Annotated in this window: 26 protein-coding genes; 13 read left to right on the forward strand and 13 right to left on the reverse strand. The window is 66.9% G+C overall.

The genetic code is table 11. The features are described from left to right. Nucleotides 1-50: 50 nt before the first annotated feature. On the forward strand, nt 51-587 hold the full coding sequence (locus ACP156_RS12480) for an AAA family ATPase (RefSeq protein ID WP_425051658.1): 537 nt from the start codon (nt 51-53) through the stop codon (nt 585-587). 101 nt (nt 588-688) lie between these two features. Next, on the forward strand, nt 689-1816 hold the full coding sequence (locus ACP156_RS12485) for a hypothetical protein (protein WP_425051659.1): 1128 nt from the start codon (nt 689-691) through the stop codon (nt 1814-1816). 6 nt (nt 1817-1822) lie between these two features. Here ACP156_RS12485 and ACP156_RS12490 read toward each other — a convergent pair whose 3' ends face one another. Continuing rightward, nucleotides 1823-2728 (reverse strand): DMT family transporter, encoded by a 906-nt coding sequence (locus tag ACP156_RS12490; protein WP_425051660.1) that lies wholly within the window; start codon nt 2726-2728, stop codon nt 1823-1825. Nucleotides 2729-2861: 133 nt separating this feature from the next. Here ACP156_RS12490 and ACP156_RS12495 point away from each other — a divergent pair, with 133 nt between their 5' ends. Beyond that, the gene (locus ACP156_RS12495) at nt 2862-3698 is read left to right on the forward strand and encodes a DMT family transporter (RefSeq protein WP_425051661.1); all 837 of its coding nucleotides are present in this window, start codon (nt 2862-2864) and stop codon (nt 3696-3698) included. A gap of 19 nt (nt 3699-3717) precedes the next feature. Continuing rightward, nucleotides 3718-4458 carry an esterase/lipase family protein gene (locus ACP156_RS12500; RefSeq protein WP_425051662.1) on the forward strand — a complete coding sequence of 247 codons (741 nt, stop codon included), beginning with the start codon at nt 3718-3720 and terminating at the stop codon, nt 4456-4458. 3 nt (nt 4459-4461) lie between these two features. On the opposite strand, the gene ACP156_RS12505 is transcribed toward ACP156_RS12500, so the two are convergent. From ACP156_RS12505 to ACP156_RS12520, 4 genes are all read right to left on the reverse strand, one after another. Further along, nucleotides 4462-5538, reverse strand: a complete 1077-nt coding sequence (locus ACP156_RS12505) for a 5-(carboxyamino)imidazole ribonucleotide synthase (protein WP_425051663.1) — start codon at nt 5536-5538, stop codon at nt 4462-4464. Nucleotides 5539-5551: 13 nt separating this feature from the next. Beyond that, complete coding sequence (locus ACP156_RS12510) at nt 5552-6307, reverse strand: NAD(P)-binding domain-containing protein (RefSeq protein WP_425051664.1); 756 nt, start codon at nt 6305-6307, stop codon at nt 5552-5554. Then, on the reverse strand, nt 6300-6779 hold the full coding sequence (gene purE / locus ACP156_RS12515) for a 5-(carboxyamino)imidazole ribonucleotide mutase (protein ID WP_425051665.1): 480 nt from the start codon (nt 6777-6779) through the stop codon (nt 6300-6302). Before purE ends, ACP156_RS12510 begins: the two co-directional genes overlap by 8 nt. A gap of 104 nt (nt 6780-6883) precedes the next feature. Then, on the reverse strand, nt 6884-7102 hold the full coding sequence (locus ACP156_RS12520) for a YdcH family protein (RefSeq protein ID WP_425051666.1): 219 nt from the start codon (nt 7100-7102) through the stop codon (nt 6884-6886). A 193-nt stretch (nt 7103-7295) separates the two neighbouring features. Here ACP156_RS12520 and ACP156_RS12525 point away from each other — a divergent pair, with 193 nt between their 5' ends. Genes ACP156_RS12525 through ACP156_RS12535 form a run of 3 tightly spaced genes read left to right on the forward strand, consistent with a single transcriptional unit; the run spans nt 7296 to nt 8836 of the window. Further along, nucleotides 7296-7709: an Hsp20 family protein gene (locus tag ACP156_RS12525; RefSeq protein ID WP_425051667.1), complete on the forward strand. Its 414-nt coding sequence runs from the start codon at nt 7296-7298 to the stop codon at nt 7707-7709. A 15-nt stretch (nt 7710-7724) separates the two neighbouring features. Then, entirely contained in the window at nt 7725-7952 is a 228-nt protein-coding gene (locus ACP156_RS12530) for a DUF1150 family protein (RefSeq protein ID WP_425051668.1), read from the forward strand. A 17-nt stretch (nt 7953-7969) separates the two neighbouring features. Continuing rightward, entirely contained in the window at nt 7970-8836 is an 867-nt protein-coding gene (locus ACP156_RS12535; RefSeq protein ID WP_425051669.1) for a PhzF family phenazine biosynthesis protein, read from the forward strand. A 3-nt stretch (nt 8837-8839) separates the two neighbouring features. On the opposite strand, the gene ACP156_RS12540 is transcribed toward ACP156_RS12535, so the two are convergent. Together ACP156_RS12540 and ACP156_RS12545 are read right to left on the reverse strand one after the other, a co-directional pair. Further along, nucleotides 8840-9679, reverse strand: a complete 840-nt coding sequence (locus ACP156_RS12540) for a glycosyltransferase family 2 protein (RefSeq protein ID WP_425051670.1) — start codon at nt 9677-9679, stop codon at nt 8840-8842. Nucleotides 9680-9787: 108 nt separating this feature from the next. After that, entirely contained in the window at nt 9788-11494 is a 1707-nt protein-coding gene (locus ACP156_RS12545) for a bifunctional sulfate adenylyltransferase/adenylylsulfate kinase (protein WP_425051671.1), read from the reverse strand. 252 nt (nt 11495-11746) lie between these two features. On the opposite strand from ACP156_RS12545, the gene ACP156_RS12550 reads away from it, so the two are divergent. Beyond that, a complete protein-coding gene (locus tag ACP156_RS12550) occupies nt 11747-12328 on the forward strand; it encodes a GNAT family N-acetyltransferase (RefSeq protein WP_425051672.1) in 582 nt (193 codons plus the stop codon). Between the two features lie 3 nt (nt 12329-12331). Here the strand turns inward: ACP156_RS12550 and trxB are convergent, their stop codons facing one another. Then, nucleotides 12332-13327, reverse strand: coding sequence for a thioredoxin-disulfide reductase (gene trxB, locus ACP156_RS12555; protein WP_425051673.1), 996 nt, complete (start codon nt 13325-13327; stop codon nt 12332-12334). Nucleotides 13328-13515: 188 nt separating this feature from the next. Between trxB and ACP156_RS12560 the strand changes: the two genes are divergently transcribed. Beyond that, nucleotides 13516-14016 carry an Lrp/AsnC family transcriptional regulator gene (locus ACP156_RS12560; RefSeq protein ID WP_425051674.1) on the forward strand — a complete coding sequence of 167 codons (501 nt, stop codon included), beginning with the start codon at nt 13516-13518 and terminating at the stop codon, nt 14014-14016. Nucleotides 14017-14046: 30 nt separating this feature from the next. On the opposite strand, the gene ACP156_RS12565 is transcribed toward ACP156_RS12560, so the two are convergent. The 5 genes from ACP156_RS12565 to lgt form a co-directional block, all read right to left on the reverse strand. Then, on the reverse strand, nt 14047-14847 hold the full coding sequence (locus ACP156_RS12565; protein WP_425051675.1) for a Hint domain-containing protein: 801 nt from the start codon (nt 14845-14847) through the stop codon (nt 14047-14049). A gap of 178 nt (nt 14848-15025) precedes the next feature. Next, nucleotides 15026-15184 (reverse strand): hypothetical protein, encoded by a 159-nt coding sequence (locus ACP156_RS12570; RefSeq protein WP_425051676.1) that lies wholly within the window; start codon nt 15182-15184, stop codon nt 15026-15028. Between the two features lie 223 nt (nt 15185-15407). Then, on the reverse strand, nt 15408-16163 hold the full coding sequence (pgeF, locus tag ACP156_RS12575) for a peptidoglycan editing factor PgeF (protein WP_425051677.1): 756 nt from the start codon (nt 16161-16163) through the stop codon (nt 15408-15410). Further along, nucleotides 16160-17224, reverse strand: coding sequence for a class I SAM-dependent methyltransferase (locus ACP156_RS12580; protein WP_425051678.1), 1065 nt, complete (start codon nt 17222-17224; stop codon nt 16160-16162). Before ACP156_RS12580 ends, pgeF begins: the two co-directional genes overlap by 4 nt. Next, nucleotides 17221-18114, reverse strand: a complete 894-nt coding sequence (gene lgt, locus ACP156_RS12585) for a prolipoprotein diacylglyceryl transferase (protein ID WP_425051679.1) — start codon at nt 18112-18114, stop codon at nt 17221-17223. Before lgt ends, ACP156_RS12580 begins: the two co-directional genes overlap by 4 nt. Before the next feature lie 107 nt (nt 18115-18221). Between lgt and ACP156_RS12590 the strand changes: the two genes are divergently transcribed. From ACP156_RS12590 to ACP156_RS12605, 4 genes are all read left to right on the forward strand, one after another. Further along, nucleotides 18222-18470 carry an accessory factor UbiK family protein gene (locus tag ACP156_RS12590; RefSeq protein WP_425051680.1) on the forward strand — a complete coding sequence of 83 codons (249 nt, stop codon included), beginning with the start codon at nt 18222-18224 and terminating at the stop codon, nt 18468-18470. Nucleotides 18471-18721: 251 nt separating this feature from the next. Then, nucleotides 18722-19222, forward strand: coding sequence for a YbjN domain-containing protein (locus ACP156_RS12595; protein ID WP_425051681.1), 501 nt, complete (start codon nt 18722-18724; stop codon nt 19220-19222). Nucleotides 19223-19351: 129 nt separating this feature from the next. Then, nucleotides 19352-20161 (forward strand): pyrroline-5-carboxylate reductase, encoded by an 810-nt coding sequence (proC, locus tag ACP156_RS12600; RefSeq protein ID WP_425051682.1) that lies wholly within the window; start codon nt 19352-19354, stop codon nt 20159-20161. Continuing rightward, a complete protein-coding gene (locus ACP156_RS12605) occupies nt 20158-20505 on the forward strand; it encodes a tRNA-binding protein (RefSeq protein ID WP_425051683.1) in 348 nt (115 codons plus the stop codon). Before proC ends, ACP156_RS12605 begins: the two co-directional genes overlap by 4 nt. The last annotated feature ends 66 nt before the right edge of the window (nt 20506-20571 follow it).

Consider the following 20571-nt stretch of genomic DNA (forward strand, 5'->3'; position numbering starts at 1 on the left):
GCGACTCGCCACCGGACCGCCGCTAATGTTCCTGCGCATCGGGGGACGTCATGGGGCCGAAACGGATCGTCATTCTGGGCAATGCGGGCAGCGGGAAATCCACGCTGGCGCGGATGCTTGGACATGAGCTGTCGCTGCCGGTGATCCATCTCGACAAGCTGTTCTGGGGGCCGGGCTGGACCAAGCCCGTCCGCAGCGCGTTCCGGCAAAAGGTCTCGGACGCCGTCGAAGGCCCCGCCTGGATTACCGAGGGCAATTATCACCATCAGACCTTCGACCTGCGCCTGCCGCGCGCCGATCTCGTGATCTGGATGGACACGCCCCGCCTGACCTGCGCCAAGCGGGTCGCGCTTCGGACGGTCCGAAGCGACCAAAGGACCGATCTGCCCGCAGGCTGCGCCGAGAAGCTGGATCGCGAGTTCATTGCCTTCCTGCGATACGTCTGGCGCTTCGACGAAGTGTACCGTCCCGTCATCGAGGCCGCCCGCGAAACGCACGGCGGCCATGTGCCGGTCATCCGGCTGGGTGGGCGCGCCAAGGTCCGGCACTTCGTCGAGACGTTGCAACCCTCGGCCACGACGGGCTGAACGCTACGGCAGACCCATTTGATCCGTAACAAGGCGCGCGCGGCGCCCCGCGCCTAGACTGCCGGCGAATCGCGACAGCCAATGGCAGGGGGAGAACCGCCATGAAACGCCTGTTCCTGATTGTTTTGGCCTGTCTGGCCGCCACCGCCGCATCGGCGCAATCCGACGACAACGCATTCCTCGACATCGGCAACGATGCCTTCCGCGCTGGCAACAGTGTCAGCTTCTCCGCCGACGGCACGGAGGACCTGTTCGCCGCCGGTCAACGGGTGACGGTCGGGTCCGACATCTCCGGCTCTGCCCACCTTGCGGGCCGCACGGTCGAAGCGTCGGGCGCTATCGGTGGCAACGTCTATGCCATGGGGATGAATGTCGACGTGACCGGCGCCGTGGCCGGAAACGCGACGCTGACGGGCTATTCGGTGCAGGTCGGCGCGGTCTCGGGCGACCTGCGCGGCGCGGGGTCCGAGGTGACGGTCACCGGCCCGGTCGGCGGCTATGCCCTGCTGTCGGGCGAGACGGTGCGGGTCGAAGGCGCGATCGCGGGCGATGTGCGCATCGCGGCCAACACGGTCGAGTTCGGGCCGGACGCGTCGATCAACGGCACGCTGACGCTGTACGAGGAAAAGCCGGACAGCATCGACGTGCCGGAGAGTGTCATCGCCGAAGACCGGATCGAACGCATCGCATGGGACGGCAGCCGCGCGCCGGGTGACGTGCGCGGCTGGACCTTCAAGGCGTTCCTCGGCGCGCTCTGGAGCTTCGTCGCCACCGTCCTGTTCGTCGCGGCGCTGGCGGCGCTGGCGGCGGCGCTGTTCCCGGAATGGCTTGCGGCAACGCGGCGCCGCATCCTGTCGCGCCCGCTGGGCACGCTGGGGCTTGGGTTCCTGCTGATGTCCACGATCCTTGGATCGTCGATCATGCTGGCGCTGACGGTGATCGGCATCTTCATCACCCCGGCGGTGCTGGTGCTTGGCGGGCTCGTGGTGCTGGCAGGCTACCTGCTGGGCACCTACGCGCTGGGCGTCGGCGTGATGATGGCCGTTGGCCGCCCGGAACCAGATCGCGTGCTGGAACGCGCGCTGGCGGGAGGGTTGGGCGCGATCATCGCGGGCCTTCTGGCGCTGATCCCGCTGCTGGGGTGGCTGTTCGTGCTGGCGCTGACGCTCGCTGGCGCAGGGGCGATGGCATGGCGCACGCTGGCGCCGCGCCTCGCCGCTCCCAGCTGACGGAACTCAGGCGGCGCGGGCCTTCGCGGCCTTCGCCGCCAGCCGTTCGCGATGCAGGGTGTAAAGCCCGGTCGCGACGATGATCAGCGCGCCGATCCATGTCCAGAAATCCGGCAGCTGGTTGAATACCAGCCAGCCGTAAAAGGTCGACCAGATCAGCAGCGAATACTGCACCGGCGCCACCACGGCGGCCTGTCCGACTTCCAGCGCCTTGATCAGAGTGAACTCTCCCGCTCCCGCCAGAACCGCGACGCCCAGCATCAGCAGAAACTCGACCCCGGTCGTCGGCGTCTGCCAGACGAAGGGCAGGGGCAGCGTCAGAAGGACGACGCTGGCCAGCGCGGTATAGGCGACGGTGGTGATGGTGCGGTCCGAGTTCGCCAGCGCGCGCGACACGATCTGCCGCAATGCGAAGGCCGCCGCCGCGAGGATCACGAAGAAGATCGCCGGGTGGACCACGCCAAGCCCGGGCCGGATCACGATAAGCGTCCCGATGAAGCCGATGGTCACCGCCACCCAGCGCCGGATGCCCACCGTCTCGCGCAGCACCAAAGCCGACAGAAGCGTCACGACAAAGGGCGCGATGAAGCTGATCGAAACCGCATCCGCCAGCGGCACGAAGCTGACCGCCACGATGAAACACAGGGCCGAGACAGCCGCCAGAAACCCGCGGAAAAGCTGAAGGTAGGGATGCGATGTCTTCAGCAACGACGGCCCGTGACGCGCCAGCAGGAACAGCATCGCCGCGAACAGCCCCAGTTGGCGGGTCCAGGTGACCTGAACCGGGTGCAGCGTCTGGGTCAGGAACTTCGCCTGCGTGTCCACCGCCGAGAAAATGAACATCGCCAGCGCCATCAGGGCAAGGCCGCGCATGTTGTCGACCTGCTGTCCCGGCGGGGACGGCACGTTCATCGGGGAGGACGGGATGGGAATGATCTTGCTCCGGAACTGACCGGCTGTGCCCGGCTCTTCGTTAGTGCTACGCCCGTGCAGCCGGAGGGTCCAGTGCCGCCCGGCGGGAATCTGGTGGCGGGAGAATGTCGGTATGCGTCTGTTCGGACTGGTGGCGCTGGTGATGGTGGCCTTCGCGGCGAACTCGGTCCTGAACCGGCTGGCGGTCGGCGGCGGCTGGATCGACGCGATGGACTTCGCCCTGATCCGCGTCGCGTCCGGCGCGGCGGCGCTGTCGGCGATGGTGCTGATCCGTGACCGGCGGCTGACGCTTGGAGGGCCGCACCGGCTGGCCGGTGTCCTGTCGCTGACGCTGTACCTCGCCGGGTTCTCTGCGGCCTATGTCACGCTGGATGCGGGGGCGGGGGCGCTAATCCTGTTCGGCGGTGTTCAGGTGACGATGTTCGCGGGCGCCGTCCTTGCGCGCGAGCCGATGCCGGTGCTGCGCTGGATCGGCGCTTTGGTCGCCCTTTCGGGACTGGCGTGGATGTTCTGGCCCGGCAACGGCGCGCGGGTGCCGCCTGTCGCGGGCGCGATGATGGCGGCGGCGGCGGTCGGGTGGGGCGTTTACTCGCTGGTCGGACGCCGCTCGGGCGAACCGCTGCGCGCGACCGCGGCGAACTTCCTGCTGGCGGTGCCGGTCTGCGCCGTGATCGCCCTTCTGGCGCGCGCGGGCACCGCGATCACGCCCCACGGCATCCTGCTGGCGCTGACCTCCGGCATCGTGACCTCGGGTCTCGGCTATGCCCTGTGGTACGCCGTCCTGCCGCGCCTTGCCGCCAGCGTCGCGGCGGTGGCGCAACTGACCGTGCCGGTGATCGCGCTGGCGGGCGGCGCGCTGATCCTGTCGGAACCCGTCACCCCGGCGCTGATCGCCGCCTGCGCGCTGGTGCTGGGCGGCGTCGCGCTGTCGGTACTGGCGCGGCGCTAGCACTGGTCGGAGGCGCGTGATGGCATATCTCAGGGCGATGCGCGTGCTTCTAGTGATCCTCTTGCTGTTCCCAGTTCCCGCCGCGGCCGATTGCGTCGTGCTGCTGCACGGGCTGGCCCGCAGCGCGACCAGCATGGTCCCGCTGGCCGAGGCCCTTCGTCTGAACGGCTACCGCGTGGTGAATCGCGGCTACCCCTCGACCGAGCGCAAGATCGAGGTGCTGGTCGACATGGCCGTCGGCCCTGCGGTCGAGGATTGCGGCGACGACCGCGTTCATTTCGTGACGCACTCCATGGGCGGTATCCTTGTCCGCCTGTGGCTGGCCGATCACCGTCCCAAAACCATGGGCCGCGTGGTGATGATGGGGCCGCCCAATCAGGGCAGCGAACTCGTCGACGAATTCGGCGACCTTGCCCCGTTCGAATGGATCAACGGCCCGGCGGGGCTGGAACTGGGCACCGGGCCGGACAGCGTGCCGAACCAACTGGGCCAGCCGCATTTCGAACTGGGAATCATCGCGGGCACCCGCTCGCTGAATCCGGTCTATTCCAACGTCATCGACGGGCAGGACGACGGCAAGGTCTCGGTCGATTCCACCCGCCTGCGCGGAATGACCGATCACCTTGTCCTGCCGGTCACGCACACGTTCATGATGATGAACCCGCTGGTGATCGCAGAGGCGATGGAATTTCTGGAACACGGGCGTTTCCGCCCCGAGATGACCTATGGCGAGGCGCTTACGCGGGTGACCGGCGGCTGAGCCCTAGCTTTTCGGCCCGGTGATCCGGTTCACGTGACCCATCTTGCGGCCCGGCCGCGCCTCGGCCTTGCCGTAAAGGTGGATCGCCGTCGCCGGATCGCGGGCCAGCTCTGGCACCCGCAGGATGTCGTCGCCGATCAGGTTCTCCATCACCACGTCCGAATGCCGACCGCCGTCACCCAGCGGCCAACCCGCCACGGCGCGGATGTGCTGCTCGAACTGGTCCGACACACAGCCTGTCTGCGTCCAGTGGCCCGAGTTGTGGACCCGGGGCGCGATCTCGTTGACCAGCAAGCCCTGCGGCGTCACGAACAGCTCCACCCCCAGTACGCCCACGTAATCCAGCGCGTTCAGGATGCGGCCCGCCAGCAGGATGGCGTCGGTCTTCAGCGCGGCAGAGATGCGCGCGGGCACCGTGGTGGTGTCAAGGATGCCGTCCTTGTGGACGTTCTCGCCGGGATCGAAAGCCGCGACCTCGCCATTCGCACCGCGCGCGGCGATCACGCTGATCTCCATCGAGAAATCGACGAAGCCTTCAAGGATCGCGGGCGCGCCGTTCATGTCGGCCAGCGCGCTGTCCGCGTCTTCGGGCGACCGCAGCCGCGCCTGTCCCTTGCCGTCATACCCGAACCGCCGGGTCTTCAGGATCGCGGGCGTGCCGATCTCGTCAATCGCCTTCGCAAGATCCTCGGCGCTGTCGACGGCGGCGAACGGGGCGGTGCCAAGCCCGAGTTCCCGCAGAAAGGTCTTCTCGGTCAGCCGGTCCTGACTGGTGGCCAGCGCCTGCCGTCCCGGATGGATCGGCTTCAGCGATTCCAGCAGGTCCAGCGCGGCGGTCGGGATGTTCTCGAACTCGTAGGTGATCACGTCGACAGAGGCGGCGAAGGTCTTCAGCGCCTTCTCGTCCTCGTAGGGCGCGGTGGTCACGCGGTGCGCGACGTGGCCCGCCGGAGGCTCGGCGCCCGGCTCGTAGATATGCGTCAGGAAGCCAAGACGCGACGCCGCGACCGACAGCATCCGGCCAAGCTGGCCGCCGCCTAGAATGCCGATGGTGGCGCCGGGAGTAAGGGGAAGGCTCATGCGGGACTCCGGGTCAGGGCTCCAGCCGCTTGCCGATCGCGGCGAGGGCATCGCGCAGGGTGTCATGGGCGCCGCCGTCGCGCAGCGCCTCGGTCATCTGAAGGCTGAGGCTGCCAGCGGTGGCAAGCGCGTCGCGCTCTTCGGCCAGCCGTCCGGCGCTGCCTTTCGACATGGCGGACAGGAAGCCCGACAAAAGTTGCGTGGTGTAGAATTCCGCCCCGTCGGCATCGCCGGTGTGATCCGCCAGCCAGCCAGAGGCGCTGGCCGCCAGATCAAGCACGCCGGGCACGAAAGCGCAGATCGCGAAATGCGCGTTCAGCGCGGCTTCCGAGGCGACCTTCACCACCGGGTTCTCGGGGGCGAACAGATCGGCCAGCAGGTCGTCGTTGCCGAACGCGGCCAGCGGGCAGCCGCCCTGCTCGAGGTAGCCCAGCGGGATCGTCTGCACCATGTCGGCGGCGGGGGCGCACAGACGGCCAAGCTCGGCGCGCGAGACACCCGCCATCACCGAGACGATCCGCTGGTCGGCGCGGAAGGTCAGTGGCTCCAGCGCCTCGGCGGCGTGTTGCGGTCGGACGCAGAGAAACACGATGTCGGATGCGTCGACCACGGCCTGCGGCTCGGCCACGGTGACGCCAAGCTCGGCTTTCAGCGCGGCGGAAACGGCCTCGCCCCGGCGGGTGACTGCGATCTCGTGCCCGCGCTCGGCTAGAAAGCGGACCATGGGCGCGGCGATGTGGCCGGTGCCGATGAAGCCCAGCTTAGCCATCGGAGGGCTCGTCCGGGATCGAGGCGGACAGCGCGTCGCGCCATGCGTCGACGCGTTCGGCCAGGGCCGCATCGGTGACGGCAAGGATCTGCGCCGCCATCAGCCCGGCGTTCGCGGCGCCGCCGATGGCCATCGTGGCGACCGGAAAGCCGCGCGGCATCTGCACGATGGAATACAGCGAGTCGACGCCTCCCAGCGCCCGCGTCTGCACCGGCACGCCGACCACAGGAATGCGGGTCTTTGACGCCATCATGCCCGGCAGGTGCGCCGCGCCACCGGCGCCCGCGATGATCACCTTCAACCCGCGCGCGGCAGCGGTCTTGCCATAGTCCCAAAGGCGGTCCGGCGTGCGGTGCGCCGACACGATCTTCGACTCGTAGGAAATCCCCAGCTCGTCGAGGATCTCGGCGGCGAGCTTCATGGTGGGCCAGTCGCTTTGGCTGCCCATGATGATACCCACGTCCACGGTCATGTCCTGTCCCCCGTACCTTCGCCCGCCTGAAACGCCCCGTTCCTCGGGAACGCGCAATATACGCGGGAGGGGCAGCGATGCAATCGGCAGGGTGACGGTTTGGCTCAGGCGATGATGTCGGGCAGCAGCCGGTCCTCGATCCGGCGGATCTTGTCCTTCAGCATCAGCTTTTGCCGTTTCAGCCGGCTCAGCCGCAGCTGGTCGGCGCGCTGCGTCTCTTGCAGCGCCGAGATCGCGTCATCGAGATCGCGGTGTTCTCGTCTCAGGACTTCCAGTTCCACCCTCAGAACCTCGGTCTCGTCCATTTGGCCGGATGCGTTCATTGCGCGTTCATCCCCGTGCCCTGGCTCCTGTCTGGGTTCTTCGCTGTGGCGCGAGTATTACCGCCATTTCCCGAATTCTCAAAGCCACTTGCAGGCACACACCCTTGCGGGGTCCGGCCGTGCTGCCCATATTCGTTAAAAGGGTCGCCGCAACGGGGCCCTTACGCAGTGTCGCTTATGAAAGGGCAAGGCCATGACGAAAGTTGGCTTGGGTTCGCATCCCTTCTTCTTGGGATTCGAACAGCTTGAACGGCTTATGGAACGGACGGTGAAGTCCGAAAACAACGGATACCCGCCGTTCAACATCGAGCAGACCAGCGCGAATTCCTACCGCATCACCCTTGCCGTGGCGGGGTTTGCCGAGGATGACCTGTCGATCACCATCGAGGACCGGCAGCTTATGATCCGCGGCCGCCAGAGCGAAGAGGATGACGGCCGGATCTTCCTGCACCGTGGCATCGCCGCGCGGCAGTTCCAGCGCAGCTTCGTTCTGGCCGAGGGTGTCGAGGTATCCGGCGCCGCCATGGAAAACGGACTGCTGCATGTAGACCTGAGCCGGGCCGAGCCCGAGAAGGTCGTGCGGACGATCCAGATCGACCGCAGGTAAACCGGGGGTGAGACCATGAACACCACTTACGACTTCGCGGCCGAGATGCCGCAGGACATCGTGTATGTCCGTTCCGTCGACGTCGCCGACCTGCCCGAGGACGTGCAGGCCGAGGTCGAGGGGCTGGAAACCATCTTCGCCGTCCACAACACCGAGGGCGAGCGGTTGGCGCTGGTGCGCGACCGCAAAATGGCCTTCGCGCTGGCGCGGCAAAACGATCTGGCGCCCGTAAGCGTCCACTGAACGAAGGAACGCGGGGCATGCCGATGGATTTCGACTGGGTCGACGCCTTCACGGCTGTGCCCTTCGGCGGCAACGGCTGTGCCGTGGTCTATGACGACGGCGGCCTCGACCCCGAGACCTGCATGACCTTCGTGCGCGAGACGGGGCTGGTGGAGTGTACTTTCATCGGCCCCTCCGACATCGCGGACGTGAAGATCCGATACTTCATGAACAACATGGAGATCCCCTTCGCGGGACACCCGACGCTTGCCTCGGTCGCGTCGATGGCGGATCGCGGCCGCGCGAAGCCGGGCCTTCTGCGGTGCGAGACCGGCGCCGGCGTCATCCCGGTCGAGATCGAGACCACGCCCGACGGCCCGTTGATCACCATGACGCAGGTCGCGCCCACCTTCGGCGAAAAGATGGACCCGGCGCTTGTCGCCGCAGCCGGCGGCCTGTCAGCCGGGGATATAGTCGGCACGCCGCAGGTGGTCTCGACCGGCCTGCCGTTCGTCATCACCGTGGTGAAGGACAAGGACTGCCTGCGCCGACTGTCGCCCGACTTCGACGCGATGCGCATGGTGCGCGGTGCGCATGACACGATGGAACCGTTCTGGGTCTCGCTTGGCGGCGAGACGGCAGAGGGGGACACGTTCTCGCGCCTCGTCCTTGCGCCGCCGCTGCCGCCCGAGGACCCCTTCACGGGTTCGGCCACCGGCGCGATGGCATCGTACCTCTGGCATCACGGACTGATCGACAGCCCGCGCTTTGTTGCGGAGCAGGGGCACTGGATGGGCCGCCCCGGACGTGCGGATGTCGAGGTTCTGGGCCCGCGCGACGCCATCGAGGGCGTCCGCGTCGGCGGGCGCGGTCACGTGCTGATGCGCGGATACCTGAACCTTTAGGGCTCAGGGCCAGAGGCCATAGGTCTCTCTCATGTAATCGAAACACTGACGGTCGGCGGTTCGCCGGTCTGCGCCGTCCAGCACCGCCTGATACAGCGGCGCACGGTCGTGGTTCGACAAAAGGCGCGGGCCCTTGATCCCGGCCGGCGCCCAGATCCGCGTGCCGGCCTTCGCCAGCATCCCCGACAGCCAGATATCGTCCACCGACCACAGCACCGGCGGGATGTCGAACACGTCGTCGTCGAAGAACGATGGCCGCACCAGAACCCCGCCGTAGCCCTGAAAGATGTCGCGATAGCCTGGCGTGCGGATATGCGCGTGGCTTGGTCCCTCGCCGCGATAGCCCAGGGCCGACGCCACCGAATGCAGCGCGCTCTTCACCTGGTAGGGCAGGTCCATAGCCTTGTTCGCCCGCTGTGCCTGCGGCTGGGGCCGGTCGCGCTGATCCGAGGTGAACATCTCGTCCGCCGCCCACGAGATCGGGGCGATGGCGTCGTCGGGCCGGTCGCGGCGCGCGTCGTAGAAGACCGAGGACCAGTCGGGCCGGTACAGCCGGTCGTCATCGCCGAACAGGATCTCGACGTTCTCGCCACGATGGGCGCGAACCGCGTGCAGCACCTTGCTGGCGGGGCCGAAATCCTCGTCGGGACGGACGATGGTCACACCCTCGGGTACCTCGGGCACAGAGCCGTCGTAGTCAGGAAACCGGCGATAGCGTCGCGGCACGTACAGTTCCACCCGATCCGCCGGCCGGCGCTGATTCAGCATTGACCGAAGCGCGCCGCCGATTTCGGCGAAGCGGGGCGGTATGGTGGTCAGGGTGATAAGACGCAGGGGCGGCAAGCCGGGCTCCGGATCGGGATCGGCTTTCGTGTTAGCCCGCCGGCGGCCCCGTGTCACGGCGGGTCAGGCAGACGCCGCCACGCAATGCGCGCGGCGGCGTCAATTGGATCAGGCGGCGATCAGCCCCATCGATTCCAGCTTCAGGATCACCTGATGGGCGCAGTTGTCGACGTCCACGTTCTCGGTATCCAGCGACAGTTCGGGGTTCGCGGGTACATCGTAGGGGTCGGAGATGCCGGTGAACTCCTTGATCTTGCCCTCGCGCGCCAGCTTGTAGAGCCCCTTGCGGTCGCGCCGTTCGCATTCCTCCAGCGAGGTCGCGACGTGGACCTCGACGAAGGCGCCGAACTGCTCGATGTCCTCGCGCACCGCGCGGCGGGTCGTCGCGTACGGCGCGATGGGCGCACAGATCGCGATACCGCCGTTCTTGGTGATCTCGGACGCGACGAAGCCGATGCGCCGGATGTTCAGGTCGCGGTGCTCTTTCGAGAAGCCCAGTTCCGAACTGAGGTTCTTCCGCACGATGTCGCCGTCCAGCAGCGTGACGGGACGGCCGCCCATCTCCATGAGCTTGACCATAAGCGCGTTCGCGATCGTCGATTTGCCCGACCCCGAGAAGCCGGTGAAGAAGACGGTGAAGCCCTGCTGCGACCGCGGCGGACGCGTGCGGCGCAGTTCCTTGACCACCTCGGGGAACGAAAACCACTCGGGGATCTCAAGACCCTCGGCCAGACGGCGGCGCAGTTCGGTGCCCGAGATGTTCAGGACGGTGACGCCATCCTCGATCTCGTCGGCGGGCTCGTACTGGGCGCGTTCCTGCACGTAGACCATGTGCTTGAACGGAACCATCTCCAGCCCGATCTCGGATTCGTACTGCTTGAATAGCTCCTGCGCATCGTAGGGGCCGTAGAAGTCCTCGCCCGCAGAGTTCTTGCCGGGGCCGGCGTGGTCGCGGCCCACGATGAAGTGGGTGCAGCCGTGGTTGGCGCGGATCAGGCCGTGCCACACCGCCTCGCGCGGGCCCGCCATGCGCATCGCGAGGTTCAGCAGCGACATCGAGGTGGTCGAGGCCGGGTACTTGTCCAGCACCGCCTCGTAACAGCGGACGCGGGTGAAGTGATCGACGTCGCCCGGCTTGGTCATGCCGACGATCGGGTGGATCAGCAGGTTGGCCTGCGCTTCCTTCGCGGCGCGGAAGGTCAGTTCCTGGTGCGCGCGATGCAGCGGGTTGCGGGTCTGGAACGCGACGACGCGGCGCCAGCCCATTTTGCGGAAGAAGGCGCGCAATTCGTTCGGCGTGTCGCGGCGGGCGCGGAAGTCATAGTGCACCGGCTGCTGAATGCCGGTGACCGGGCCGCCCAGATAGATCTTGCCCGCGTGGTTGTGCAGGTAGTTCACCGCCGGGTGCGCGCTGTCATCGGCGCCGAACACCTTCTCGGCCTCGTTCGCCTTGTTCGGCTCCCACTTGTCGGTGACGGTCATCGTGCCAAGGATCACGCCTTCCTGATCGCGCAGGGCGATGTCCTGCCCGACCTCAATCGAGTCGGCGAACTTCTCGTTCACGTCCAGCGTGATGGGCATCGGCCACAGCGTGCCATCGGCGAGACGCATGTTCTCGACCACGCCGTTGTAGTCCTCTTCCGACAGGAAGCCCTTGAGCGGGTTGAAGCCGCCGTTCATCAGCAGTTCCAGGTCGCAGATCTGTCGCGGGGTCAGATCCCAGCTGGTCAGGTCGGCGGCTTCGACCTTCAGCTTCTGGGCGCTTTCATAAGAGACGTAAAGTTCCGGGATCGGAGCGAGGTTGTTCAACTGCATTTCGGGCCTACTGGTTCGGAACGACGCGCGTATCGCGTCTTTCAAGGTATCGCGGGCCGTCTAGACCCGGACCGACGCCGAAGTCTAGGGAACCCGCCCTGTTTTCGGGCAAAAGGTCTGCGATTGCGCGATTTTCGGCGCAAATGGGACGCGCGTTCAGGAATTTGCGACTCGGCGGAACGCCTTGAGGCAGGGTGTTCCGAACGGCGGTCAGGCGTTCCGCCGCAGCGCAGAAACGGACGCGAGGGAAACATGCCCGACATCGACTTCCGCCCGGCCACGCCCGGCGACGCGAAGCGACTGGTGGAATTCGTCATGATGGCGGGCGAGGGCCTGCCCGAAATGGCGTGGGCCGAAATGGCCGATCCCTGGCAGAAACCCCGCGACGTGGGACTGGCGCGCGCCGAGAGGGACGAAGGCAGTTTCAGCTATCGCAACGCGACGATGGCGCAGCGTCTGGGCCGGGTGCTGGGCGGCATGATCGGCTATGCGCTGCCCGACGACCCGGTCGAGATCGGCCCCGGTTTCCCTGCGCCCTTCGTGCCCTTGCAAGAGCTCGAGAACATGGCGACAGGCACGTGGTACCTGAACGTGCTGGCGGTCTATCCCGAACTGCGGGGGCAGGGGCTTGGCGGCAGGTTGCTGGAACGGGCCGAATGGATTGCGAAACGGCAGGGGCGCTCTGGCGTCTCGATCATCGCCTTCGCATCGAATCCCGGTGCGGTGCGGCTGTATCTTCGGATGGGATTCGAAGAAATAGCCCGGCGCCGCATGGCGGTGCCGGGCTGGGCCCACGACGGGACCGATGCAATTCTGCTGGTAAAGCCGGTCTAGACCTTACTCTGCCGGCGCACCGACCTCGGCCACCGGGGCATCCGGCGCCACGACCGCCTCGCCCTCGGCTGCAAGGAAACGCTCGGCTTCAAGCGCGGCCATGCAGCCCATGCCAGCCGATGTCACCGCCTGACGGTACTTGTGGTCGGTCAGGTCGCCCGCGGCGAACACGCCGGGGATCGAGGTCTCGGTGGAATCGGGCTTGGTCACCACGTAGCCGCCCATGTGCGTTTCCAGCTGGTCCTTCACCAGTTCGGACGCGGGCGCGTGGCCGATCGCGACGAAGAAGCCATCGCACGGGATCTTGCGCTCTTCGCCGGTGTTCACGTCGCGGACCTTCACGCCCTCGACGCCGCGGGGCTGGTCGGCGCCATAGACTTCCTCGACCGTGGTATTCCACGCGATCTCGACCTTCGGATGCTCGAACAGCCGTTTTTGCAGGATCTTCTCGGCCCGCAGGCTGTCGCGGCGGTGGACCAGCGTGACCTTCGACGCGAAGTTGGTCAGGAACAGCGCTTCTTCCACGGCGGTATTGCCGCCGCCGATGACCACGACCTCCTTGCCGCGATAGAAGAAGCCGTCGCAGGTCGCACAGGCCGAAACGCCGAAGCCCTTGAAATGCTCTTCCGACGGCAGGCCCAGCCACTTTGCCTGCGCCCCCGTCGCAAGGATCACGGCGTCGGCGGTATAGGTGGTGCCGGTGTCGCCCTGCGCCACGAAAGGCCGCTTCGACAGGTCGATGGACGAAATGTGGTCCGAGATGATCTCGGTGCCGACGGCGCGGGCATGGGCTTCCATGTTGACCATCAGGTCGGGGCCCTGAATCTCTGTCTCACCCGGCCAGTTCTCGACCTCGGTGGTGATCGTCAGCTGGCCGCCCGGCTGGATGCCCTGCACCAGCACCGGTTCCAGCATCGCGCGGCTGGCATAGACACCGGCGGTATAGCCGGCCGGGCCGGAGCCGATGATAAGAACCTTGGTGTGCTTCGTCTCGGCCATCGCGGACCTCCTGCGGGTTCGTTAAAATCTGGAACACGCATATAACCATGCCGGCCCCGTCCTGAAAGCCCCGCAAACGGTATCGCTCATCATGCTGCATCTGCATAATGATGTTGCGCGATCTTGAAATATTATTGCCGAGGCTATTCTCTTTCGGTATCTATCGGAAAAACAGATGCGGAGTTGCCATGCCCGGTTCCAAGCTTGACCCGATTGATCGCCAGATCCTTGCGGAATTGCAGGCTGACGGTCGCATGACGAACGTCGAACTGGCCAAGCGCGTGGGCATTTCCGCGCCGCCCTGCCTGCGTCGTGTGCGCACGTTGGAAGAACAGGGCTTTATCCGCGGCTATCACGCCGAGGTCGACGCCCGCCAACTGGGGTTCGAGGTGCAGGTTTTCGCGATGGTCGGTCTGCAAAGCCAGGCCGAGGCCGACCTGTCCGCGTTCGAACGGCGCTGCCGCGACTGGCCGCTGGTCCGCGAGTGCCACATGCTGAACGGCGAGGTGGACTTTATCCTGAAATGCGTGGCGCCGGATCTGTCGACCTTCCAGACCTTCCTGACGGAACAGCTGACGGCGGCGGACAACGTGATCTCGGTGAAGACCTCGCTGGTGATCCGGGGCGCCAAGGACGAACCGGGCGTGCCCTTCGACATTCTGGAGCAAAGGCTGAACCAGACCGCCTGACGCCTCAAAGGGCGCCGGCGGCCGGCAGGTTCAGTAGATCGCCGTCTCGTATTCTTCCGGCGACAGGCGCGGTGCGCACAGCGGGCCGAACTCGGCCAGCGACGTGACATGCGGGAAGAAGGACAGGAACAGGCGCATCCCGTCCGCGCCCAGCCGGGTCATCAGATCGGTGCCCGGGTGGTAGCTTTCGATCTCCAGCCCGTTCGCGCGCAGGATCTGATGATCGCGGAACGCAAGATGGTAGGTGTTCACCGGCGAGGCGGGCGCCACGCGGATCACGCTTTGACCGTCCTCGAACGCCGTGATCGGGGTCAGCGCGCTGTCGCCCTGCACCACGTCCTGCAACCGCGCGTGGCGGTGCAGCAGGCGGGCGTGCGGGGCCAGCATCAGGTCGGGCATAGGCCGCGAGGGGCCGAAGCTGTCCACCGGAATACGGAACAGGCGCGGCGGCGTCTGGCCGGGCTGCTGGCCGGGAATAAGCGTGATGTTCCCGATCCACATCAGCGGCTGATAGCCGTTGTCGCGAGTCTCGATCCGCATGCCGGGCAGCAGGTCCTCGACGGCGACGGGGCCATCCTCGGTCGCCATGATCGTGCCGCGGGCCAAGGCGCAGAACGCGCTCTCGAACACCGGATGGGCCGGCGCGCGCTTGATGATCTCGGCCAGCGAGCCATCCGGCAGCAGCGACAGCGCCTCGAAACGGCGTGCGGGGAATTGTTGTTGCGGTTGCGGTGTGCCTGCGTTGGCGCGACGGACCGTCCAGCGATGCTGACCCATCGGTGCGGCAGTGCGGGCGACGGCAGCTTCGCCCGGCCGATGCGGATATGTCATTCGTTTCCCTCTCGACTGCCCCGCACAGCCGAAGGCGACCATGCGGGTGCACGCCATGGCTTCGCCACGGCTCCCCGGTGACACGGACGCAATCACGCCCGCGGCAGACTATTCCCCCATAGGTCGGGCCTGGGCCCCGACTGGGGCCCGTCCCTCGTTCGCGTATCCCTGGGTGCCGTCAGCGCGCGGCGTGCAGCGCTTGGTCCGGCTTGGCCGCGGCAGCGGCCCGCTTGGCGATGAAGGCGTCGCGGCGTGCGCCGCGGGTCCAGGGCATCTTCACCTCCAGCTTGGCGGACTCTTTCGCGACCGTTGCGATCCAGTTCGACTTGCTGGCCATGACGTCTCTCCTCGATTCGCGCGAAGGCAGTCCGCGCTCTCTCTCGTCGTTTCCCGAAGCGGGGCAATCGGCCCTCGCTTGGTCGACTATCGGCGGGCAATGGGGCTGCAGAATGTCGGGGTCAGGATTCTTTACGGCTCAATAAGGCCGGGAATGTGGCGCTGTGCCGGCTTTGGAAACGCTGCGGTCAAGAGCTACCGCGACGTCGCCGAAAATGAGCGGATCAGAGCCGAACGACGGAAATCAGGCGACCGTAGTCCGCCTCGCTCCGGTGCTGGCTGCGGCGATAGGAAAAGAATCGCCGAGGGTCGGCATAGGTGCACCAGCGGGTCCATTCGGCCCGGCCAACGCCGGCAGCGCGCAAGCGATGCAGCCCATAGCCGGGCAGGTCGAACTGCTGCCGGTCGCCGTCGCCCGCCTTGAAGAACCGCGCGTTCGCCGGATCGTCGGCAAGGAAGGCGTCAAGGAACTCGGGCCCGACCTCGTAGGCGGACTGGCTGATCGTCGGGCCGATCGCCGCGACGATACGGTCCCGCTGTGCGCCCGCCTCAACCATTAGGTCGACGGTCGCCTCCAGCACCCCGTCCAGCGCGCCGCGCCACCCGGCATGGGCCGCACCCACGACGCCCCCTTCGCGGTCCGCGAACAGGACCGGCTGGCAGTCGGCGGTCAGGATCGCAAGCGCCATGCCGGGCGTGGTGCTGACCATCGCGTCGGCGCGCGGGCTCTCGGCACCGATATCCTCGGCCCGGACGGCGGTGGCCGAATGCACCTGCCGCACACCGATCAGTGTCTCGGGAGAGACCTCCATCGCATCGGCCACGCGGGACCGGTTGATCTTGACGATGTCGGATTGGTCCGAGGAACCGGGCCCGCAGTTCAGGCCGGAAAATACACCGGAGGACGCGCCGCCAAGCCGGGTGAAGAACCCGTGGCGCACGCCGTCGAGTGCGGGAGAGGTCAGGATTTCAAGCGTCATCGCTCCAGCCCTGGCGGGGGCGCTGTTCCTTCCGGGTGAATGGCAAGCACCTTGAACAGACTTCCCATTTCCTGCGGGTGGGTCAAGCGGCGATGCGCGGCGACCAACGCGTCCAGCGGCGCACTAGTCAGCCCGTCCGCAAGCTGCTGCGCCCGCTGCGTGATGCCCAGCCGCTCCAGAAACACGCCCTGAGCGACCATGGCCGAGGTCGCGGCGCCCTGAGCGCCCCGCGCGAAAGCCTCGAAGTCGACATGCGCGGTCAGGTCCGCCTCACCGGGATGTGAAAGCGGATTGTCCGGCTGATGCGCCCGCAGCGCCTGCAACGTGTCCCCTTTCGATCGCCAGTCGCCATAGTCGACGAAAATCGCGGCGCCGCCCCGTGCGGCGATCCGGGGCGCTACAGCCTCTGCCACCGCCGCCGCCGGAGCGCAGGTCTCGACAAGGTCGCCGTCCACGGTATCCGCCAGCCGATCCGCCAGCGCACCAAGCGGCGTGACCGCCCCCAGCCCGAAAGCCAGCGCACCGTCCACAACCGTCACCAGCCGTTCCCGCCACCCGATCCCGTCCCGCAAGAATTGCCGGATCGGCAAGGCGTCGAGGAACTCGTTCGCCACAAGAAACAGCGGCCCCGTCGGCAGCGCGCCAACGTCGTCGCACCACGAGACATCATGCCCCGCGAGCGTCTCGCGCTGCTTCCGGCGCAGCGTCGGCGACGCCTCGACAAGACAGACCCGCGCCGCGTCGTGAAACCCCGGAACCCGCGCCGTCGCCCGCAGCAGGTCCGCCATCAGCGTGCCGCGCCCCGGTCCAAGCTCGGCCAGCACGAAAGGGTCCGGCGCGCCCTGATCCATCCACGCCTGCGCCAGCGACAGGCCCAGCAGCTCGCCAAACATCTGGCTGATCTCGGGCGCGGTGGTGAAATCGCCCGCGGCGCCGAACGGATCGCGGGTGGTGTAATACCCATGCTCGGGGTGCAGCAGGCATTCGGCCATGTACTCGGCCACCGTCAGCGGCCCGGTTGCGGCGATCCTGCGTAAAAGGAGCTCGGCCAGCGCCGTCATGGCGCGGCGGGCGCGCGCCTGCGGGCCCAGATCACCAGCGCGACCCCGATCAACAGCATCGGCAGCGACAGCAACTGGCCCATCTTCAGGCCAAACGCGCCAAGCTGCACGACATAGCCCATCGGGTTGTCCAGCGTGATGTATTGCGCATCGGCCTGCCGGAAGAACTCGACGAAGAACCGCGCCGCACCGTAGCCGCCGATGAACACGCCGGTGATCGCCCAGGGCGTCCGGAACCATTTGCGCGCGAAGACCAGGAACAGGATCAGCAGGCCCAGCGCCAGCCCCTCCAGCCCCGCTTCGTACAGCTGCGACGGGTGGCGGGCGCAAGGTCCGTCCACCAGCGGGCAGTCCTGCGCCGCAAGCCCGGGAAAGATCACACCCCACGGCATCGTGGTCGGCAGGCCCCACAGCTCGGCGTTGATGAAGTTGGCCAGCCGCCCCAGCAAAAGCCCCGGCGGCGTCGCGGCCACCAGCATGTCGGCCACACTGCCCGTGACCGCACCGATGCGGCGCGAATAGACAAGGATCACCGTCATCACGCCAAGGAAGCCGCCGTGGAACGACATGCCGCCGTTCCAGATCTGCAGGATCTCAAGCGGATGGCTCAGGTAATAGCCGGGCGCGTAGAACAGCACGAAGCCCAGACGCCCGCCAAGGATCACGCCCACGATCACCCACGTTACGAAGTCGTCGACCTGCGCCGCCGTCATCGGCGGCTCGCCGCGCCACAAGTGCGGGCGGCGCACGAAGGCCACCGCCATCCGCCAGCCGATGATGATGCCCACGATGTAGGCCATCGCGTACCAGCGCAGCGCGAAGGTGAAACTGCCGATGTCGATCGAGAAGATCTCGGGCGAGACAGAGGGGAAGGGGATGGCGGCCAACATGCGCTCTCCTTGGCCACGGCGGCGAAGTGAAGTCAACCGGACGAACGCGACCTTGCCCGCCGCGCCGCGGCGGCCCATATAGGGGGGAAGTGGAACGGAGCTAAGACATGCAGACCCGCAACAAGGTTTTCGACGATATCGGCCAGCTGATGACCAACGCCATGGGCGTTGCGCAGGGTGCGCGGCAGGAAGCCGAAACCGCGATGAAGGGCCTCGTCGACCGCTGGCTTGCCGATCGCGATTTCGTCACGCGCGAGGAATTCGACGCCGTGCGCGCCATGGCCCAGAAAGCCCGCGAAGAGAACGAGGCGCTGAAGGCCCGTCTCGACGCTCTGGAAGCCGCGTCCAAGTCCTGACGTTAAGCCGGTGCAACCGCTCTGGTTGCACCGCTGCTCCGGCGATTCACCGATCTGTTACCGGATTATGTGCCCTTTGCCGGGTCATCCCCAAGTTATTGCAGTTATCCCCGATTTAGTGCTTTACAGTGCGAATCACTCGCCCTTACCATATCTCGTAGGACGCGCGGCATAGATCGCCGATCCTAGAGCAGGCACCTAGTTCTGGGGCGAATTCACGACCCCCGAACGATAAGCAGAGAGGCGGGGGCATGGCACTGGCAGAGCAGTTTCACACGGAAGATCTTCACCCGATCGACATCGTGGAGCATATCGCGGAACACCACGCGTGGGATTTCGACCGGGTGGCCGACGACCAGATCGCGATGGCGGTCGAAGGCCAGTGGCGCACCTACTCGATCACGCTCGCCTGGTCGGACTACGACGAGACGCTGCGCCTGATCTGCACCTTCGAAATGGAGCCGCCCGAGGACAAGCTTCCGGGCATCTACGAGACGCTGAACCGCGCCAACGACATGTGCTGGTCCGGCGCCTTCACCTACTGGGCCGACCAGCGGCTGATGGTCTACCGGTACGGCCTTGTCCTGTCGGGCGGCCAGATGGCCAACCCCGAACAGATCGACACGCTGATCGGCTCGGCGGTCGCGTCGGCCGAGCGCTTCTACCCGGCCTTCCAGCTGGTGGCATGGGGCGACCAGTGTCCGGAAGAGGCGGTGAACGTCGCCATCGCCGAGGCCTACGGCCGCGCCTGACGCGCAACAGCTGCAGAATTCGACGGGCCGCGCCGGGACCAACCCGCGCGGCCCGTTCGCATTTTCGGGCCTCGCTTGTTCCCGCCCGCGCGCAGGGCTAGGAACGTCGCAAAGCAAGGGGGCTGTAACATGTTCGACGATATTTCCCGCCGGGGACTGGTGCTGCTGGGCTGCGGAAAGATGGGCTCTGCGATGCTCGCCGGCTGGCTGGGCCGCGGGCTTCAAGCCGGCTCGGTCTGGGTCATCGACCCGGACCCCTCGGACTGGCTGAACGGCACCGGCGTCAAAATCAACGCCGACCTTCCCGAAAGCCCCGCCGTCGTCCTGATCGCGGTGAAGCCGCAGATGATGGGCTCGGCCCTGCCGGACATCGCCGAATACGGCAACGGCGCCACCCTCTTCGTATCGGTGGCGGCAGGCACCACGATCGAGACCTACGAGGACATGCTGGGCGAAGCCTCTCCCATCGTTCGCGCGATGCCCAACACGCCCGCCGCGGTGGGCCGCGGCATTACCGCCATCGTCGGCAATCCCCGCGTCGCGCCAGCGCAGCTCGACACCGCCGAAGCGCTGCTCGCGGCGGTCGGGCAGGTGGTGCGGCTGGACGACGAAAGCCAGATGGACGCCGTGACCGCCGTCTCCGGCTCGGGCCCGGCCTATGTGTTCCACCTGATCGAAACGCTCGCCGCCGCGGGCGTGGCCGAGGGCCTGCCCGCCGACCTCGCAATGCAACTGGCCAAGGCCACCGTCGCGGGCGCCGGCGCGCTGGCCGAGGACTCGTCTGACGATCCGGCGCAACTGCGGGTCAACGTCACCTCGCCGGGCGGCACCACCGCCGCCGCGCTCGAGGTGCTGATGGACGACGAAACCGGCTTCCCCGCGCTCCTGCGCCGCGCGGTCAGGGCTGCCGCGAACCGGGGCCGGGAGCTTGCGAAATGACCATCGCGGATCTCATCGGCATCGACGACTTCCTCAAGGTCGACATCCGCGTCGGCGTGATCACCCGCGCCGAACCGTTCCCCGAGGCGCGCAAACCCGCTCTCAAGCTGTGGGTCGACTACGGTCCCGAGATCGGCCAGCGCAAAAGCTCGGCCCAGATCACGGTCCACTATGCGCCCGAAGACCTGATCGGTCGCCGGGTGCTGGGCGTCGTCAACTTCCCGCCCCGCCAGATCGGCCCCTTCATGTCCGAAGCGCTGGTCCTCGGCGTTCCCGACGAGAACGGCGCCGTCGTCCTCATCACGCCGGACAAGGACGTGCCTCTGGGCGGCCGCCTGTTCTAGACGTCGCGCGCGCCACGCCCCAGGGCCGGGACCCTCTCAGCCCCTTCTTCTCTTTGAAAATACCTC

The sequence above is a fragment of the Psychromarinibacter sp. S121 genome (genome assembly GCF_049801035.1).
In the GTDB taxonomy this organism is placed as follows: domain Bacteria; phylum Pseudomonadota; class Alphaproteobacteria; order Rhodobacterales; family Rhodobacteraceae; genus Psychromarinibacter.

Excerpts from the sequence above, each read along its gene's own strand:
- ACP156_RS12480 (WP_425051658.1), top strand. The coding sequence starts at position 51 with ATGGGGCCGAAACGGATCGTCATTCTGGGCAATGCGGGCAGCGGGAAA.
- ACP156_RS12485 (WP_425051659.1), top strand. The coding sequence starts at position 689 with ATGAAACGCCTGTTCCTGATTGTTTTGGCCTGTCTGGCCGCCACCGCC.
- ACP156_RS12490 (WP_425051660.1), bottom strand. The coding sequence starts at position 2,728 with ATGAACGTGCCGTCCCCGCCGGGACAGCAGGTCGACAACATGCGCGGC.
- ACP156_RS12495 (WP_425051661.1), top strand. The coding sequence starts at position 2,862 with ATGCGTCTGTTCGGACTGGTGGCGCTGGTGATGGTGGCCTTCGCGGCG.
- ACP156_RS12500 (WP_425051662.1), top strand. The coding sequence starts at position 3,718 with ATGGCATATCTCAGGGCGATGCGCGTGCTTCTAGTGATCCTCTTGCTG.
- ACP156_RS12505 (WP_425051663.1), bottom strand. The coding sequence starts at position 5,538 with ATGAGCCTTCCCCTTACTCCCGGCGCCACCATCGGCATTCTAGGCGGC.
- ACP156_RS12510 (WP_425051664.1), bottom strand. The coding sequence starts at position 6,307 with ATGGCTAAGCTGGGCTTCATCGGCACCGGCCACATCGCCGCGCCCATG.
- purE (WP_425051665.1), bottom strand. The coding sequence starts at position 6,779 with ATGACCGTGGACGTGGGTATCATCATGGGCAGCCAAAGCGACTGGCCC.
- ACP156_RS12520 (WP_425051666.1), bottom strand. The coding sequence starts at position 7,102 with ATGAACGCATCCGGCCAAATGGACGAGACCGAGGTTCTGAGGGTGGAA.
- ACP156_RS12525 (WP_425051667.1), top strand. The coding sequence starts at position 7,296 with ATGACGAAAGTTGGCTTGGGTTCGCATCCCTTCTTCTTGGGATTCGAA.
- ACP156_RS12530 (WP_425051668.1), top strand. The coding sequence starts at position 7,725 with ATGAACACCACTTACGACTTCGCGGCCGAGATGCCGCAGGACATCGTG.
- ACP156_RS12535 (WP_425051669.1), top strand. The coding sequence starts at position 7,970 with ATGCCGATGGATTTCGACTGGGTCGACGCCTTCACGGCTGTGCCCTTC.
- ACP156_RS12545 (WP_425051671.1), bottom strand. The coding sequence starts at position 11,494 with ATGCAGTTGAACAACCTCGCTCCGATCCCGGAACTTTACGTCTCTTAT.
- ACP156_RS12550 (WP_425051672.1), top strand. The coding sequence starts at position 11,747 with ATGCCCGACATCGACTTCCGCCCGGCCACGCCCGGCGACGCGAAGCGA.
- trxB (WP_425051673.1), bottom strand. The coding sequence starts at position 13,327 with ATGGCCGAGACGAAGCACACCAAGGTTCTTATCATCGGCTCCGGCCCG.
- ACP156_RS12560 (WP_425051674.1), top strand. The coding sequence starts at position 13,516 with ATGCCCGGTTCCAAGCTTGACCCGATTGATCGCCAGATCCTTGCGGAA.
- ACP156_RS12565 (WP_425051675.1), bottom strand. The coding sequence starts at position 14,847 with ATGACATATCCGCATCGGCCGGGCGAAGCTGCCGTCGCCCGCACTGCC.
- ACP156_RS12570 (WP_425051676.1), bottom strand. The coding sequence starts at position 15,184 with ATGGCCAGCAAGTCGAACTGGATCGCAACGGTCGCGAAAGAGTCCGCC.
- pgeF (WP_425051677.1), bottom strand. The coding sequence starts at position 16,163 with ATGACGCTTGAAATCCTGACCTCTCCCGCACTCGACGGCGTGCGCCAC.
- ACP156_RS12580 (WP_425051678.1), bottom strand. The coding sequence starts at position 17,224 with ATGACGGCGCTGGCCGAGCTCCTTTTACGCAGGATCGCCGCAACCGGG.
- lgt (WP_425051679.1), bottom strand. The coding sequence starts at position 18,114 with ATGTTGGCCGCCATCCCCTTCCCCTCTGTCTCGCCCGAGATCTTCTCG.
- ACP156_RS12590 (WP_425051680.1), top strand. The coding sequence starts at position 18,222 with ATGCAGACCCGCAACAAGGTTTTCGACGATATCGGCCAGCTGATGACC.
- ACP156_RS12595 (WP_425051681.1), top strand. The coding sequence starts at position 18,722 with ATGGCACTGGCAGAGCAGTTTCACACGGAAGATCTTCACCCGATCGAC.
- proC (WP_425051682.1), top strand. The coding sequence starts at position 19,352 with ATGTTCGACGATATTTCCCGCCGGGGACTGGTGCTGCTGGGCTGCGGA.
- ACP156_RS12605 (WP_425051683.1), top strand. The coding sequence starts at position 20,158 with ATGACCATCGCGGATCTCATCGGCATCGACGACTTCCTCAAGGTCGAC.